Source organism: Streptomyces sp. NPDC046925, from assembly GCF_040644915.1.
In the GTDB taxonomy this organism is placed as follows: Bacteria; Actinomycetota; Actinomycetes; order Streptomycetales; family Streptomycetaceae; genus Streptomyces.
In genome coordinates, this window is sequence record NZ_JBEYWZ010000002.1 from 1323050 (window position 1) to 1336461 (window position 13412).

The 13412-nt window shown below is 71.1% G+C and carries 13 protein-coding genes; 9 read left to right on the top strand and 4 right to left on the bottom strand.

What is annotated here, in order from left to right; genetic code table 11:
• Positions 1 to 27 precede the first annotated feature (27 nt).
• Together ABZ906_RS12530 and ABZ906_RS12535 are read left to right on the top strand one after the other, a co-directional pair.
• Positions 28 to 2064: a glycoside hydrolase gene (locus tag ABZ906_RS12530; RefSeq protein ID WP_361380992.1), complete on the top strand. Its 2037-nt coding sequence runs from the start codon at positions 28 to 30 to the stop codon at positions 2062 to 2064.
• Positions 2065 to 2146: 82 nt separating this feature from the next.
• Positions 2147 to 2659, top strand: coding sequence for a flavin reductase family protein (locus tag ABZ906_RS12535; RefSeq protein ID WP_361380995.1), 513 nt, complete (start codon positions 2147 to 2149; stop codon positions 2657 to 2659).
• A gap of 17 nt (positions 2660 to 2676) precedes the next feature.
• On the opposite strand, the gene ABZ906_RS12540 is transcribed toward ABZ906_RS12535, so the two are convergent.
• Positions 2677 to 3051 carry a VOC family protein gene (locus ABZ906_RS12540; RefSeq protein ID WP_361380998.1) on the bottom strand — a complete coding sequence of 125 codons (375 nt, stop codon included), beginning with the start codon at positions 3049 to 3051 and terminating at the stop codon, positions 2677 to 2679.
• A 212-nt stretch (positions 3052 to 3263) separates the two neighbouring features.
• On the opposite strand from ABZ906_RS12540, the gene dhaK reads away from it, so the two are divergent.
• From dhaK to ABZ906_RS12555, 3 genes are all read left to right on the top strand, one after another.
• Entirely contained in the window at positions 3264 to 4256 is a 993-nt protein-coding gene (dhaK, locus tag ABZ906_RS12545; protein ID WP_361183279.1) for a dihydroxyacetone kinase subunit DhaK, read from the top strand.
• 97 nt (positions 4257 to 4353) lie between these two features.
• The gene (gene dhaL, locus ABZ906_RS12550) at positions 4354 to 4962 is read left to right on the top strand and encodes a dihydroxyacetone kinase subunit DhaL (protein ID WP_361183281.1); all 609 of its coding nucleotides are present in this window, start codon (positions 4354 to 4356) and stop codon (positions 4960 to 4962) included.
• Complete coding sequence (locus ABZ906_RS12555) at positions 4955 to 5365, top strand: PTS fructose transporter subunit IIA (RefSeq protein WP_361183283.1); 411 nt, start codon at positions 4955 to 4957, stop codon at positions 5363 to 5365. The genes dhaL and ABZ906_RS12555 overlap by 8 nt, the downstream gene beginning before the upstream one ends.
• Positions 5366 to 5375: 10 nt before the next feature.
• Here ABZ906_RS12555 and ABZ906_RS12560 read toward each other — a convergent pair whose 3' ends face one another.
• On the bottom strand, positions 5376 to 6140 hold the full coding sequence (locus ABZ906_RS12560) for a glycoside hydrolase family 75 protein (RefSeq protein WP_361381001.1): 765 nt from the start codon (positions 6138 to 6140) through the stop codon (positions 5376 to 5378).
• Positions 6141 to 6397: 257 nt separating this feature from the next.
• On the opposite strand from ABZ906_RS12560, the gene ABZ906_RS12565 reads away from it, so the two are divergent.
• Both ABZ906_RS12565 and ABZ906_RS12570 read left to right on the top strand, forming a co-directional pair.
• Positions 6398 to 7387 carry a fibronectin type III domain-containing protein gene (locus ABZ906_RS12565; protein WP_361381004.1) on the top strand — a complete coding sequence of 330 codons (990 nt, stop codon included), beginning with the start codon at positions 6398 to 6400 and terminating at the stop codon, positions 7385 to 7387.
• Positions 7388 to 7574: 187 nt separating this feature from the next.
• Entirely contained in the window at positions 7575 to 8084 is a 510-nt protein-coding gene (locus ABZ906_RS12570) for a hypothetical protein (RefSeq protein WP_361381007.1), read from the top strand.
• A gap of 126 nt (positions 8085 to 8210) precedes the next feature.
• Here ABZ906_RS12570 and ABZ906_RS12575 read toward each other — a convergent pair whose 3' ends face one another.
• Positions 8211 to 8750, bottom strand: coding sequence for a PadR family transcriptional regulator (locus ABZ906_RS12575; RefSeq protein WP_361381010.1), 540 nt, complete (start codon positions 8748 to 8750; stop codon positions 8211 to 8213).
• 76 nt (positions 8751 to 8826) lie between these two features.
• Entirely contained in the window at positions 8827 to 10848 is a 2022-nt protein-coding gene (locus tag ABZ906_RS12580; RefSeq protein WP_361381013.1) for an NADPH-dependent 2,4-dienoyl-CoA reductase, read from the bottom strand.
• Positions 10849 to 11118: 270 nt separating this feature from the next.
• Here ABZ906_RS12580 and ABZ906_RS12585 point away from each other — a divergent pair, with 270 nt between their 5' ends.
• A complete protein-coding gene (locus ABZ906_RS12585) occupies positions 11119 to 12408 on the top strand; it encodes an ABC transporter substrate-binding protein (protein WP_361381016.1) in 1290 nt (429 codons plus the stop codon).
• Positions 12409 to 12451: 43 nt separating this feature from the next.
• On the top strand, positions 12452 to 13384 hold the full coding sequence (locus ABZ906_RS12590) for a sugar ABC transporter permease (protein WP_361381019.1): 933 nt from the start codon (positions 12452 to 12454) through the stop codon (positions 13382 to 13384).
• Positions 13385 to 13412 lie beyond the last annotated feature (28 nt).

Genomic DNA, 13412 nt, shown 5'->3' on the forward strand with positions numbered 1-13412 from the left:
TCCCGTCACCTACGTTGGGAGCACACGTTGGCACCTCGTACCCGCACGAGACGACTGGTCGGCCTCGTCGGCATCACCGCCCTGGCCACCGGGGCGGCCCTGCTGACCGCCCCGCCGCAGCAGGCCGCCGCGGCCTCCGCGTCGGTCACCGTCCGGCCCGACCCCTCCTACCGGCACGAGAAGTTCGAGGGCTGGGGCACCAGCCTGGTCTGGTTCGCCAACGCCACCGGCGACTACCCCAAGGAGATACGGGAGAAGCTCGCCCGGCTCCTCTTCGGCGACGACGGCCTGGCCCTGAACATCGCCCGCTACAACATCGGCGGCGGCAACGCCCCCGACGTCAAGGACTACTTGCGGCCCGGCGGCGCGGTCGAGGGCTGGTGGAAGGCCCCCGCGGGCACCACCCGCGAGGACACCGACTGGTGGAGCGCCGCGGACAAGGCCGACTGGAACCCCAAGGCCGACGCCACCCAGCGCTGGTGGGTCGACCGCATCAAGAAGGACGTCGACCACTGGGAGACGTTCAGCAACTCACCGCCCTGGTTCATGACCGAGAGCGGTTACGTGTCGGGCAACTTCGACGCGGGCAGCGACCAGCTCAAGACCGAGTCGGTCGACGACTTCGCCTCCTACCTCGTGGGCGCGACCGAACGGCTCGAAAAGGCGCACGGCATCAAGGTCGACACCCTCGACCCGTTCAACGAACCCAACACCGACTACTGGGGCACCCGTCTGGGCGCGGACGGCGAGCCGGTCGGCGGCCGGCAGGAAGGGGCACACATCGGCCCCGGGCTCCAGCAGAAGGTGATCAAGGCCCTCGACCCGGCCCTGAAGAAGTCCGGTACGGGCGCGGCGATCTCCGCCATGGACGAGACCAACCCCTCCACCTTCACGCGGAACTGGAACACCTATCCGCAGGAGGTCAGGGACGCCGTCGGTCAGATGAACGTCCACACCTACGGCACGGACGGCCGCACCAGCGTCCGCGACCTGGCCAAGGCGGCCGACAAGCCGCTGTGGATGAGCGAGGTCGAGGGCGACTGGGGCGACGGGCAGGACTTCGACGACATGCGGCCGGGCCTCGGCCTGGCCCAGCGGATGGTCGACGACCTGCGGGAACTGGAGCCGAAGGCCTGGGTGTTCTGGCAGCCGGTCGAGGACTACGACAACATGAAGCCCGGCGGCGAGTCCGCCAAGGGCGGCAACTGGGGCAGCATCCAACTGCCGTTCAGCTGCACCTCGAAGGACACCCTGGAGACCTGCCCGGTCCGCACGAACACCAAGTTCGACACGGCCCGCAACTTCACCCACTTCATCAAGCCCGGCGACCGGCTCGTCAAGGTCGACGACACGTCGAGCGCCGCCGCCGTGACCCGCAAGGGCGACGGCGCGACGGTCGTCCACGTCAACGGCACCACTGCCGCGCGCACGGTCACGGTCGACCTGTCCAAGTTCGGGCAGGTGCGCCGCGGAGCCACCGTCACGCCCGTCGTGACCAGCGCCGGAGGCAAGCTCGAACGGCACCGCGCCATCGAGGTCAGCGACAGGAAAGCCACTTTCGAGGTGCCCGCCCAGTCGGTGACCTCGTTCCTCGTCAAGGGCGTCTCCGGTGTCGCGAAGGACGCCGCCGAACTGCGGAAGAACCACACGTACGAGCTGACCGGCGCCCAGAGCGGCAAGAACCTCGCCGTCGCCGACGACGGCACCGGCCTCGTCATCAGGAACGCCGCGGACACGGCGGGCCAGCGGTGGCGGCTGCGGCAGATCAGCGGGGAGCCCGGCAACCAGCGGCGGTACGTCTTCACCGACCCGGCGGGAGACAGGCGCCTCGCCGTCCGTGACGGCGCCCCGGTCGTCGAGCCCGACACCGGCCCCCGCGGCAGGGCCGCCCAGTGGATCATGTCCACGACCGGTGACGGCACATGGACCCTCGTCAACGCGGCCACCGGACGGCTCCTCGAAGTCGGCGGCCAGGCCACGCACGACGGAGCCGCCGTCACGACCTGGACACCGAACTCCGGCGCCAACCAGCGCTGGAAGCTGACCGACGTCGACCGGAACTGACAGGACGCGATGTTCCGAGGGGCGTACCCAGGTGTTTGGGTACGCCCCTCGCGGTATGTGACGGTGGAGACGCGGACAGATCATGGACACAGGAGAGGTGGTCGCCTTGGTGACCGTGGACGGATTCACCGGCCGGCTCGACTACCCGATGCTCGTGGTGACGGCGGCGACCGATGACGGCACGCCGAAGGGCTGCCTGGTCGGCTTCGCCTCGCAGTGTTCGCTCAGCCCGGCACGCTTCGCGGTGTGGCTCTCCCGGGCGAACCACACATATGAAGTGGCGCGGCGCGCCGAGTTCCTCGGGGTGCATCTGCTCAGACGGGACGAGCACCACCTGGCGCGCCGGTTCGGCGGCGCGTGCGGCGCACGGGTCGACAAATTCGCCGGCGTCCGGTGGCAGCCGGGCACGGGAGGGGCTCCGGTGCTCACGGACTCCTGCTCCTGGTGGGTCGGCAGGGTGGAGCGTTACGCCGACTGGGGAGACCACGTGGGCTTCCATCTCACGCCCGTGAAGACGGGCGGGGACGGGTCAGCGCACGAGAAGTTGCTCCGCCTCAGCGACGTCACCGACCTCGACCCCGGCCATCCGGGGTGATGCGGGTCGTGCGCCTCTCACTCCTCCACGCAGAGGCAGAAGGGGTGGCCCACCGGGTCGGCGTAGACCCGCCAGCCGCGTTCTCCGCCGTTGTCGTCGAGGTCGAGGGGGGTCGCGCCGAGGGCGATCACCGCGTCCTGCGCCCGGTCCATGTCGGTGACGGTGAAGTCGAGATGCAGCTGCTGCGAGTCCGAGCCGCCCTGCGGCCACTTGGGCGGCCGGTGGTCCGGTGCGCGCTGGAAGGAGATCCGGTGGTTGCCGGGGGCGTAGAGGTCGTACCAGATGTCGTTGTACTGCCGGACCTCGCCGCCGAGCACGGCCTGATAGAAGCGGGCCAGCGACTCGGGGTCGGGGCAGTCCAGCGCAACCAGCGTGTAGGTCGCGATCGGCATGGGCGGCTCTCCTCGCGGGTCCGGGCATGCGGGGCGGTACGGACGGGAAGGCCGGGTCGGGTCTCCCGTCACTTCACCGTAAGCCCGCCGCTTCTCCCGTGCCTCTTGGCGCACCGGCCCCCCGGCCCTTGGCCCCGGATCCGCAAACGCGCTGCTTGACCCGGAAATACCCGGCGCCGAAACTTAACTGCCCACCCCACCAGGAGGTACCCATGAAGATGCTGATCAACGTCGCGGAGACGGTCGTGGCGGACGCGCTGCGGGGCATGGCAGCCGCGCATCCCGATCTGACGATCGACGTCGAGAACCGCGTGATCGTACGCAGGGACGCCCCCGTCGCCGGGAAGGTCGCCCTCGTCTCCGGAGGGGGCTCGGGGCATGAGCCGCTGCACGGCGGGTTCGTGGGGCCGGGGATGCTGTCGGCCGCCTGTCCCGGTGAGGTGTTCACCTCGCCCGTGCCGGACCAGATGGTGCGGGCGGCCGCCGCCGTGGACAGCGGGGCCGGGGTGCTGTTCGTCGTGAAGAACTACACGGGGGACGTCCTCAACTTCGACATGGCCGCCGAACTCGCCGAGGACGAGGGCATTCAGGTCGCCAAAGTGCTTGTCAACGACGACGTGGCGGTCACGGACAGTCTGTACACGGCCGGGCGGCGCGGTACCGGCGCGACCCTCTACGTGGAGAAGATCGCCGGGGCGGCGGCCGACGAGGGCATGCCCCTGGAGCGGGTCGAGGCGATCGCGCGGCAGGTCAACGAGAACGCACGCAGTTTCGGGGTCGCCCTGTCCCCTTGCTCCACTCCCGCCAAGGGCAGCCCGACCTTCGATCTGCCCACCGGCGAGCTGGAGTTGGGCGTCGGCATCCACGGCGAGCCCGGTCGTGAGCGGCGCCCGATGATGACGTCCAGTGAGATCGCGGACTTCGCCGTGGACGCCGTACTGGAGGATCTCAACCCACGCAATCCGGTGCTCGTGCTCGTGAACGGCATGGGGGCCACTCCCCTCCTGGAGCTGTACGGCTTCAACGCCGAGGTCCAGCGTGTCCTCGCCGAGCGCGGTGTCGTCGTCGCGCACACACTGGTCGGCAACTACGTCACCTCGCTGGACATGGCGGGGGCATCCGTCACCCTGTGTCAGGTCGACGAGGAGCTGCTGCGGCTCTGGAACGCTCCGGTGCGCACCGCCGGGCTTCGCTGGGGCGTCTGATCCACCGGCCGCCCCGGGCCCGCGACCGGGGCGTCCGCATCCGTACCCGACCGATCTACCGCTGTTCTACCGTTGTTCTACCGCGCAAGGAGTTTCCGTGCTCGATGCCGCATTCTTCCGACACTGGCTGACCTCGGCCGCCGCACTCGTCGACCGGGAGGCCGGGCGGCTCACCGAGCTCGACTCGCCGATCGGCGACGCCGACCACGGCAGCAATCTGCAGCGCGGGTTCGCCGCCGTGGTGACCACCCTGGAGAAGGAGGCGCCCGCCACGCCCGGAGCCGTGCTCACCCTGGCGGGGCGGCAGCTGATCTCGACCGTGGGGGGTGCGTCGGGGCCGCTGTACGGCACGCTGCTGCGGCGGACCGGCAAGACGCTCGGTGACGCCGCCGAGGTCAGCGAGCAGGAGTTCGCGGACGCGCTGCGCGCCGGCGTCGACGCGGTCAGCGCGCTCGGCGGCGCCGCTCCCGGCGACAAGACGATGCTGGACGCCCTGGTGCCCGCGGTCGACGCGCTCGGGGAGTCGTTCGATGCGGCGCGTGCCGCCGCCAACGAAGGCGCGCTGGCCACGACGCCGCTGCAGGCGCGCAAGGGGCGTGCCAGCTATCTGGGCGAGCGCAGCATCGGGCACCAGGACCCCGGGGCGACATCCTCCGCGCTGCTCTTCGACGCGCTCGTACAGACCGCGGAGGCCGGCCGTGAGTGACGACAAGCTGGTCGGCATCGTTCTCGTCTCGCACAGCGGCGCCGTCGCCGAGTCCGTCGCCGCGCTGGCCACGGGTCTCGCGGGCGGTGGGTCGACCGCGCCCGTGGCCGCGGCGGGCGGCACCGAGGACGGCGGCTTCGGCACGAGCTCGGAACTCATCGCCCGGGCCGCAGCGAAGGTGGACCGCGGCGCGGGCGTCGCGATCCTCACCGACCTGGGCAGCGCGGTCCTCACGGTGAAAGCCCTGATCGCCGAGGGCGACGAGCTCCCGGAGGGCTCCCGCCTGGTGGACGCCCCGTTCGTCGAGGGTGCGATCGCCGCGGTCGTGGCCGCGTCGGCGGGCTCCGACGTCCACGCGGTCGAGGCCGCGGCGGCGGACGCGTACTCCTACCGGAAGGAGTGAGACCGGGCGCTCAGTTCCGGCTCAGGAACTGCCGGGCCAGCGCGTCACCCCGGGTGACCGCGGCCCGGTGGTTCTCGATCGGGGACGCCTTGGGACCGTCGAAGACGATGTAGGTGACGCCCGCACCGGTGCCGCCGGTCCGGGGGTCGGGGCTGATGCCGAGCGACTTCGCCGCCGCGTAGGACGCCTCGCCGATGAGGTCGGTGGGGCCGGTGTCGCCGACGACGGCGTACAGGACCTTGCCCCGGTGGATCACGGCGGCCACCGAGCCGCCCGTGATGCCGTGCCTGGTGTGGTTCCAGCGGCTGCTCGCGCCCGGCACGACGATGTACGGGAGGTACTCCGAGCTCAATTGGCGGCCGTTGGACTCCTGGAACGCGGTGGTGTTCTGGAACAGGGGGTCCGTGCGCCGGTTGCAGGCCGTGCTCGGCCGCCCGTCGCAGTCGATGTCCATGTCGGCCGTCCACAGCACGGCGCCCCGCTTGGCGCAGACGGGGATGTTCTCGGCGGCCCCGTCGTCCGTACGGTACTTGCCGCGCGAGACCTGTTTACAGGGTCCCGCGGCCTTGGCGAGGAGCGCGGCGGCGGACACGGAGCCTTCTCCGGGCGCCCGGGAAGCCCGGGAGGCCTCGGGCCGGGGCGGTGAACTCAGCGGGATCTGTGCCGAGTTGCCGTTCGCCTCGCTCCGCTGCGGGAACGCCGACGCGGACAGGGGGGCGGGGACGAGCAGGGCGGCTCCGGCGGCGAGGGCGAGCGCCGTGTTCCTGGTACGCACGGGGAAGGGGCCTTTCCTGGGGGCGGGGTCCGACGGCGGCCCGGTGGGACGAGCGGCGGCCGTCGGGCGGAAGTACGTGACCAGACATCCCGGGCTGTTCCGGGTCGTACACCTCGGCCGCCGCCCGGCACCGGAGGGCGCACGCACCCCCGATGACGTGCACATCCCTTGAGACGCACGCGCACACCCCTTGATGTGCACCCGACACCTGTGTCAAATAGGTCCGGACCAATGCCGCCCGAATGGAAGGCACGCCCGTGCGACGGACCCCCCACCTGTCCGCCCTCCTCGCTCTCACCGTCTGCACCCTCACCGCCTGCACCCTGACCGCCTGCTCCTGGGGCGGCGACCAGGACGCGAAGGACGTGCAGCCGCCGACCGCGCCCCGGGGCATCACCGTCCAGGCGGGCAGCGCCACCACCGCGCACGTCATGTGGAACCAGGCCACGGACGACACCGGGGTCACCGGCTACGACGTGTACCGGGGCGCCACCAGGGTCAAGCGCGTGCCGGGCAGCAAGCACATGGTGGACGTCGTCGGCCTGAAGCCGTCCACGGCCTACACCTTCACCGTCCGGGCCCGCGACGCCGAGGGGAACGTCGGCCCGGCCGGCAAGAAGCTGACGGTGACCACGCCCGCCGCGGCCGCCGCGGACCACGAGCCGCCCTCACGGCCCGGCTCCCCGCGGGGCGCGGTCGAGGGAAGCCGGGCGGTGAGGCTGTCCTGGGGCGCCTCGAAGGACGCCAAGGGCGTCGCCTCGTACGAGATCTACCAGGGCACCTCGAAGATCCACAGTGTGGACGGCGGCGAGCACGAGACCCTGGTCACCGGACTGCGGCCGGGCACGGCCTACCGCTTCACCGTCAAGGCGCTCGACGCGGCCGACAACGCGTCGCCCGCGAGCCGCGCCGTCCGCCTGACCACCGCGGCGGGCCGGGACGACGGCCGTGCCACCGCCCCTGCGGACTTCCGCGCGAAGACCCGCCATGCCGACGGGGCGTACTACATCGACCTGGCGTGGACGCCGCCGCACACGGGCGGCGCGGTGGCCGAGTACCAGATCCACCTCGACGGCAAGACCGCCACCTCCCTGGTGTTCGGCGGCACCGCTCCCCGCGAGAAGGCCACGCACAGCTTCTACGTGGGCAAGGAGCCGGGTGACGCGCACCGCGTGAAGCTGAGGGCCAAGCTTCCCGACGGGACGTGGGGCGGCTGGTCCGCCGAACGGAAGGTCACCACCGGCTGACGCCCGTGACGGCGGGTCAGCCGCCGCCCCTGTCGGCCGTACGAAGGATTCCGTCACCTGCCCGGTCGCCGTCCGCATGCGGCCCCGGCGGATGGCACGTTGGCTCGTCGGCAGGTAGCACGGGCGCTTCCCGACCCCCGGCGGCGCATGGGATGTACCGCCTCCCGTGCCGCCGGAGGGCAGACTCATGCGCACTACCCAGATATTCGTCCGCTCCGGCCTGACCGTCGCCGCCGCAGCCGCGCTGCCGCTGGTACTGACCGCTCCGTCGGCGTTCGCCGCCGAGGGGATCTCGGTGAGCACCAGGGGATCGACGGTCACGGTCACCACGTCGGCGTGCCCCGACGGCGGCAATGCCGCGCTGATGAGCAACGGCCAGGCGAGCTTCGCCCAGGGCAGGCAAGTGCCCCTGTCGGGCGGCAGCGCCTCCTGGCAGAACGTCAGCAGCGGCAGGCACACGGTGGCCGTGATCTGCGAGGACGGCACGACGGCCGGGTCCCAGACGGTCACCGTCGGGGCCTCGCCGACCACCTCGTCCACGACGTCGCCCGCGCGGGGCGTCCGGGGCGGTCTCGGCGGCGGCAGCGAGGACCGCGGCACGATCACCCTCGTCGGGGGCGGTGCCCTCCTGGCCCTGGCCGCCGCGGGTGGCGGCGCCTGGTATCTGCGCCGGCGCGGGGCGCAGCACCGGCTCTGACCCGGGCCACGGGCTCCGATCGGGGGCCACGGGCTCTGTTGCAGGTGACGAACGAGCGGCTGCCGCCGGTTCCGACGCGCGTCGGGGCGGGCGGCAGCCGTCGTGCACGCCGGAACCGGGCGGGCGTCAGGCCTCCGGCGCCCCGAGCTCCTCCAGTGTCTGCTCCAGCCACCGCGTCCAGAACGTCTCCAGGTCGATCCCGGCCCGCAGCACGACATGCCGCAGCCGGTCCTCCACCGTGTCCTTGCCGGGCGGGAAGTCCCGCTTCTCGATCTCCTCGTACTCGGCCAACTGCTCTCGGTGCAGGGTGAGATGGCGGCGCAGGTCCGCCTCGATGCCGTCCGTGCCGACGACCGCCGCCGCCCGCAGGCGCAGCAGCAGCGTGTCCCGCAGCGGCTTGGGGTCCTGGCTCGCCGCCGTCCAGCGGGCCAGTTCGGCGCGGCCCGCGGGCAGGACCTCGTACTCCTTCTTCTGCCCGCGGGTGGCCTGCTGCTGCTCAAGGGCGCGGATGGCCCCCTCCCGCTCCAGTTTTCCCAGCTCGCGGTAGATCTGCTGGTGCGTGGCCGACCAGAAGTAGCCGATCGACTTGTCGAACCTGCGGGTCAGCTCAAGGCCCGACGAAGGCTTCTCGAGCAGGGCGGTGAGGATCGCGTGCGGGAGTGACATGGCGGCCATCCTAAGTACGGCGTCCGCGCCGGGCGCCCCGCGCGACGGGTCGCCCGGCGTCACGGAACACCCGGTGTCACAGCGCCGCGGCCAGCTCCGTGCCCTGCTTGATGGCGTGCTTGGCGTCCAGCTCGGCGGCCACGTCCGCGCCCCCGATGAGGTGCGCGCTCAGCCCGGCGGCGAGCAGCTCCTCGTACAGGTCGCGGCGCGGGTCCTGGCCGGAGCACAGGACGACCGTGTCGACGGGGATGAGCGTGGACTGCCCGTCGACCGTGATGTGCAGGCCCGCGTCGTCGATGAGGTCGTAGCTCGCGCCCGCGACCATCGTGACGCCGCGGTAGCGCAGTTCGGTGCGGTGGATCCAGCCCGTGGTCTTGCCGAGGCCCTGGCCGACCTTGGACGTCTTGCGCTGCAGGAGGTGCACGGAGCGCGGCGGGGCCGGGCGGTCGGGCGCGGTCAGGCCGCCGCGGTCCTTGTAGTCCATGTCGACGCCCCACTGCCGGAAGTACGTCGCCGGGTCCAGGCTCGCCTTGTCGCCGCTGTCGGTGAGGTACTCGGCGACGTCGAAGCCGATGCCGCCCGCGCCGATGATCGCGACCCGCTCCCCCACGGGCGCGCTGTCGCGCAGCACGTCGAGGTAGCCCACCACGCTGGGGTGGTCGATGCCGGGAATCTCGGGGGTGCGGGGGGTGACGCCGGTGGCGACGACGACCTCGTCGTACGCGGCCTTCGCGAGGTCGTCCGCGGTGGCGCGAGTGTTCAACTGGACGTTCACGCCGTGCAGTTCGAGCTGCGTGCGGTAGTAGCGCAGGGTCTCGTCGAACTCTTCCTTGCCGGGGACCTTGCGGGCGACGTTGAGCTGGCCGCCGATCTCGGACGCCGCGTCGACGAGCGTGACGTCGTGGCCGCGCTCGGCCGCCGACACCGCGAAGGCGAGCCCGGCGGGGCCCGCGCCGACGACCGCGACGCGCTTCTTGTGCCGGGTCGGCGCGAGGACGAGTTCGGTCTCGTGGCAGGCGCGCGGGTTCACCAGGCAGGAGGTGATCTGCAGGTTGAAGGTGTGGTCCAGGCAGGCCTGGTTGCAGCCGATGCAGGTGTTGATGGCGTCGGGCTGCTCGGCCTGCGCCTTGGCGACGAAGTCCGGGTCGGCGAGGAGCGGACGGGCCAGGGACACCATGTCGGCGGCGCCGTCGGCGAGCAACTGCTCTGCGATCTCGGGGGTGTTGATGCGGTTGGTGGTGACGAGCGGCACGGAGACCTCGCCCATGACCTTTTTCGTGACGAAGGTGTACGCGCCGCGCGGCACCGAGGTCGCGATGGTGGGGATGCGTGCCTCGTGCCAGCCGATGCCGGTGTTGATGATCGTGGCGCCCGCGGCCTCGATCTCCTTGGCGAGGTGGACGACCTCTTCGAGGGTGGAGCCGCCGGGGACCAGGTCCAGCATGGACAGGCGGTAGATGATGATGAAGTCCGCGCCGACGCGCTCGCGTATGCGCCGGACGATCTCGACGGGGAAGCGGATGCGGTTCTCGTAGGCGCCGCCCCAGCGGTCCTCGCGCTGGTTGGTGGGGGCCGCGATGAACTCGTTGATCAAGTAGCCCTCGGAGCCCATGACTTCGACGCCGTCGTAGCCCGCGCGCTTGGCAAGTTCCGCGGCGCGCACGAAGTCCTCGATGGTCTGCTCGACCTCGTCGTCGGTCAGGGCGCGCGGCACGAAGGGGCTGATCGGCGCCTTGATCGCACTCGGCGCGACCAGGCCCTCGTGGTAGGCGTACCGCCCGAAGTGCAGGATCTGCATGGCGATCTTGCCGCCCGCCGCGTGCACGGCGGCCGTGACGCCCGCGTGCTTCTCGGCCTCCGCCTCGGTGGTCAGCTTGGCGCCGCCGTCCCAGGGGCGGCCGAGCTCGTTCGGGGCGATGCCGCCGGTGACGATGAGGCCGACACCGCCGCGCGCGCGGGTCGCGTAGAACTCCGCCATCCGCTCGAAACCGTTCGGCGCCTCCTCCAGGCCCACGTGCATGGATCCCATCAGGACCCGGTTGGGCAGCGTGGTGAAGCCCAGGTCGAGCGGGCTCAGCAGGTTCGGGTAGCGGCTCATGCGGGCCCTCCGTACGGCGTGTGTCGTCAGGACAGTTCTAGAGGACGCCGACCCCTTGTGCAACTAGTTGCATAAAAACCGAGACGCAGATCTCGTGACCCACCGTGATCGATCGCGATCGATCCTGAGTGATTTGCCGGTTTTGTCGGAAGATTCGCGGTGCGCAACAGGGGATTGACCATTCAACGAAGCGCTTCTAGTCTCCTCGCACCCCCGCAGGTATATCGATTAACCCCTGGTTGTCATCGCCCTGGTTGGAGACATCCCGCTGTGCGCTCAACGATGAGTCGGCGCGGCTTCCTCGCCGCAGGTTCAGGCCTGGCCGCCGCCACCACCCTGCCCGCCCTCGCCGGCTGTTCCACGCTGGCGTCGGCGGATTCCGATCCCGACACGCTCGTGGTGCACAGCCAGCTGGGCACCACCGCGCCGGGCTCGCCCACCTATCTGTCCGCCCTGAACACCTTCCGGGACGAGAACCCCGGCCTGAAGGTGAAGAACCTCGTGAACGGCGACGATCTCGCGCAGGTCTACGAGACCTCGCGCCTGGCCCGCAAGGAGCCGGACGTCGTCATGGTGAACCTCTACGACAAGACGCTGGCCTGGACCGATGTCGGGGCCACCGTCGACGTGAAGGGCTACATGGACGACTGGGGGCTGCGCGAGCGCGTCCTGCCCGTCGCCCTGGACGCCTGGACCGACGGCAAGGGGCGGCTGCGCGCCTTCCCCTACTTCGCCACCAACTGGCCGGTCGCCTACAACACCGCGCTGCTCGACAGGGCCGGTGTCGACGCGATCCCCACCACCGGCGACCAGCTGATCTCCGCGGCACGCAAGCTCCGCGCCAAGGGCATCGCCCCGGTGACCGTCGGCGGCAACGACTGGACGGGCCAGAAGCTCCTCGCCCAGATCATCCAGACCTTCCTCACCCCCGAGGAGGCGCAGAAGGTCTTCACGAGCGGCGACTTCGGCGGCCGGGGCGCCCGCGAGGGCATCGAGTACTTCACCGCCCTGCGCGACGCCGGGGTCTTCGCCGACAAGGCGCAGGGCCTGACGTCCGACACGATGACGACGCAGTTCAACACGGGCCACGCCGCCATCCAGTCCGCGATGTCCTCGGCGCTCGCCAAGGTCCCCGACAAGATCGCCCGGCACACCGAGGTCGGCGGCTGGCCGCTGGCGCCGCACGCCGCGCACGACAAGCCGACGATCCTGCGCACCTACACCCTCATCGGTTTCTGGATCAGCCCCAACGGCACGAAGAAGCTGGACGCCGTCGAGAAGTTCCTGCGCTTCATGTACCGGCCGGAGACCGTCTCGCGTTTCATCAAGGAGAGCGGGCGCGACATGGCCCTGCGCTCGGACACCCTCAGCACGGACTTCCCGCTGGTCGCCGACGCGCAGAAGCTCGGCGACGACGTCAGCGAGGCCCTGCTGCCCGACGTCTGCGTCCCGCCGGCCGCGACACAGCCGCTGATCACCGCGACCAGCACGGCGTTCACCCGGGGCACGAGCCCCGCCAGGGTGCGCTCCGTGCTCGAAGCCGCGTACCGCACCGCATGAGCCGCCCGCCCGAGCCGCCCGAGCTTCCTGGGAGTCACCCGAGATGACGACAACGCTGTCGACGCCGGGCGGGACCGAGGTCCGCCCCGCCCCCTCCGAGCCACCCGTGCGCAAGCGCCGCCGCGAGGGCGGCACGATCCTCGCCGTCCCCGCCCTGGTCTGGTACCTGGTCTTCATGGTCGGGCCGATGATCGCGATCTTCGTGATCGCGGCCCTGCACTGGCCGGGCATGCTGCAGCCGGTCTCGTTCGCCGGGTGGGACAACGTCCGTACGGTCTTCGACGATCCGGTGTTCTGGGACGCCGTGCGCAATACGGCGGTCCAGCTGGCCATCGCGCTGCCGATCATGATCGTGTGCGCGTACATGCTGGGCTACTACGTGGCGCAGAAGCCGCCGGGCCACCGCGTCCTGCGCTATCTGCTCTTCATCCCCGGCCTGATCTCCACCCCGGCCAAGGCGATGGTCTTCTACGCGGCGCTCTCCCCCGACGGCCTGGTCAACGGCGCGCTGAAGTCGGTGGGTCTGGGCTCGGTGACCGACGCCTGGCTGGCCTCTCCGTCGACGGCGCTGGCCTGTCTGATCGTGCTCGACATCTGGGGCGGCATCGGCTTCACCGCCGTCCTGTTCGCGGCCCGGCTCGGCAGTGTGCCCGAGGAGATCGGCGAGGCCGCGCAATTGGACGGCGCCGGGCACTGGCGGACGATGTGGGGCGTGCACTTCCCGGTCATCCGCGACTACGTGGGCGTGGTGACGATGCTCCAGTTCCTCTGGACGTTCTTCGGGTCGGCGCAGCACGTCCTGCTGCTCACGCAGGGCGGTCCCGGCAGTTCGTCGACCACGCTGTCGTTCCTCGTCTACCAGAAGGCGTTCATCGCGGCCGACCTCGGCTACAGCCAGACCGTCGGCGTGATCCTCTTCCTGGTCGGCCTGGTCGGCCTGCTCACCATCCGCCGCGCGTTCCGCCAGAACTACTGACGCCGTACGCCCCCGATTGACCCCCGAT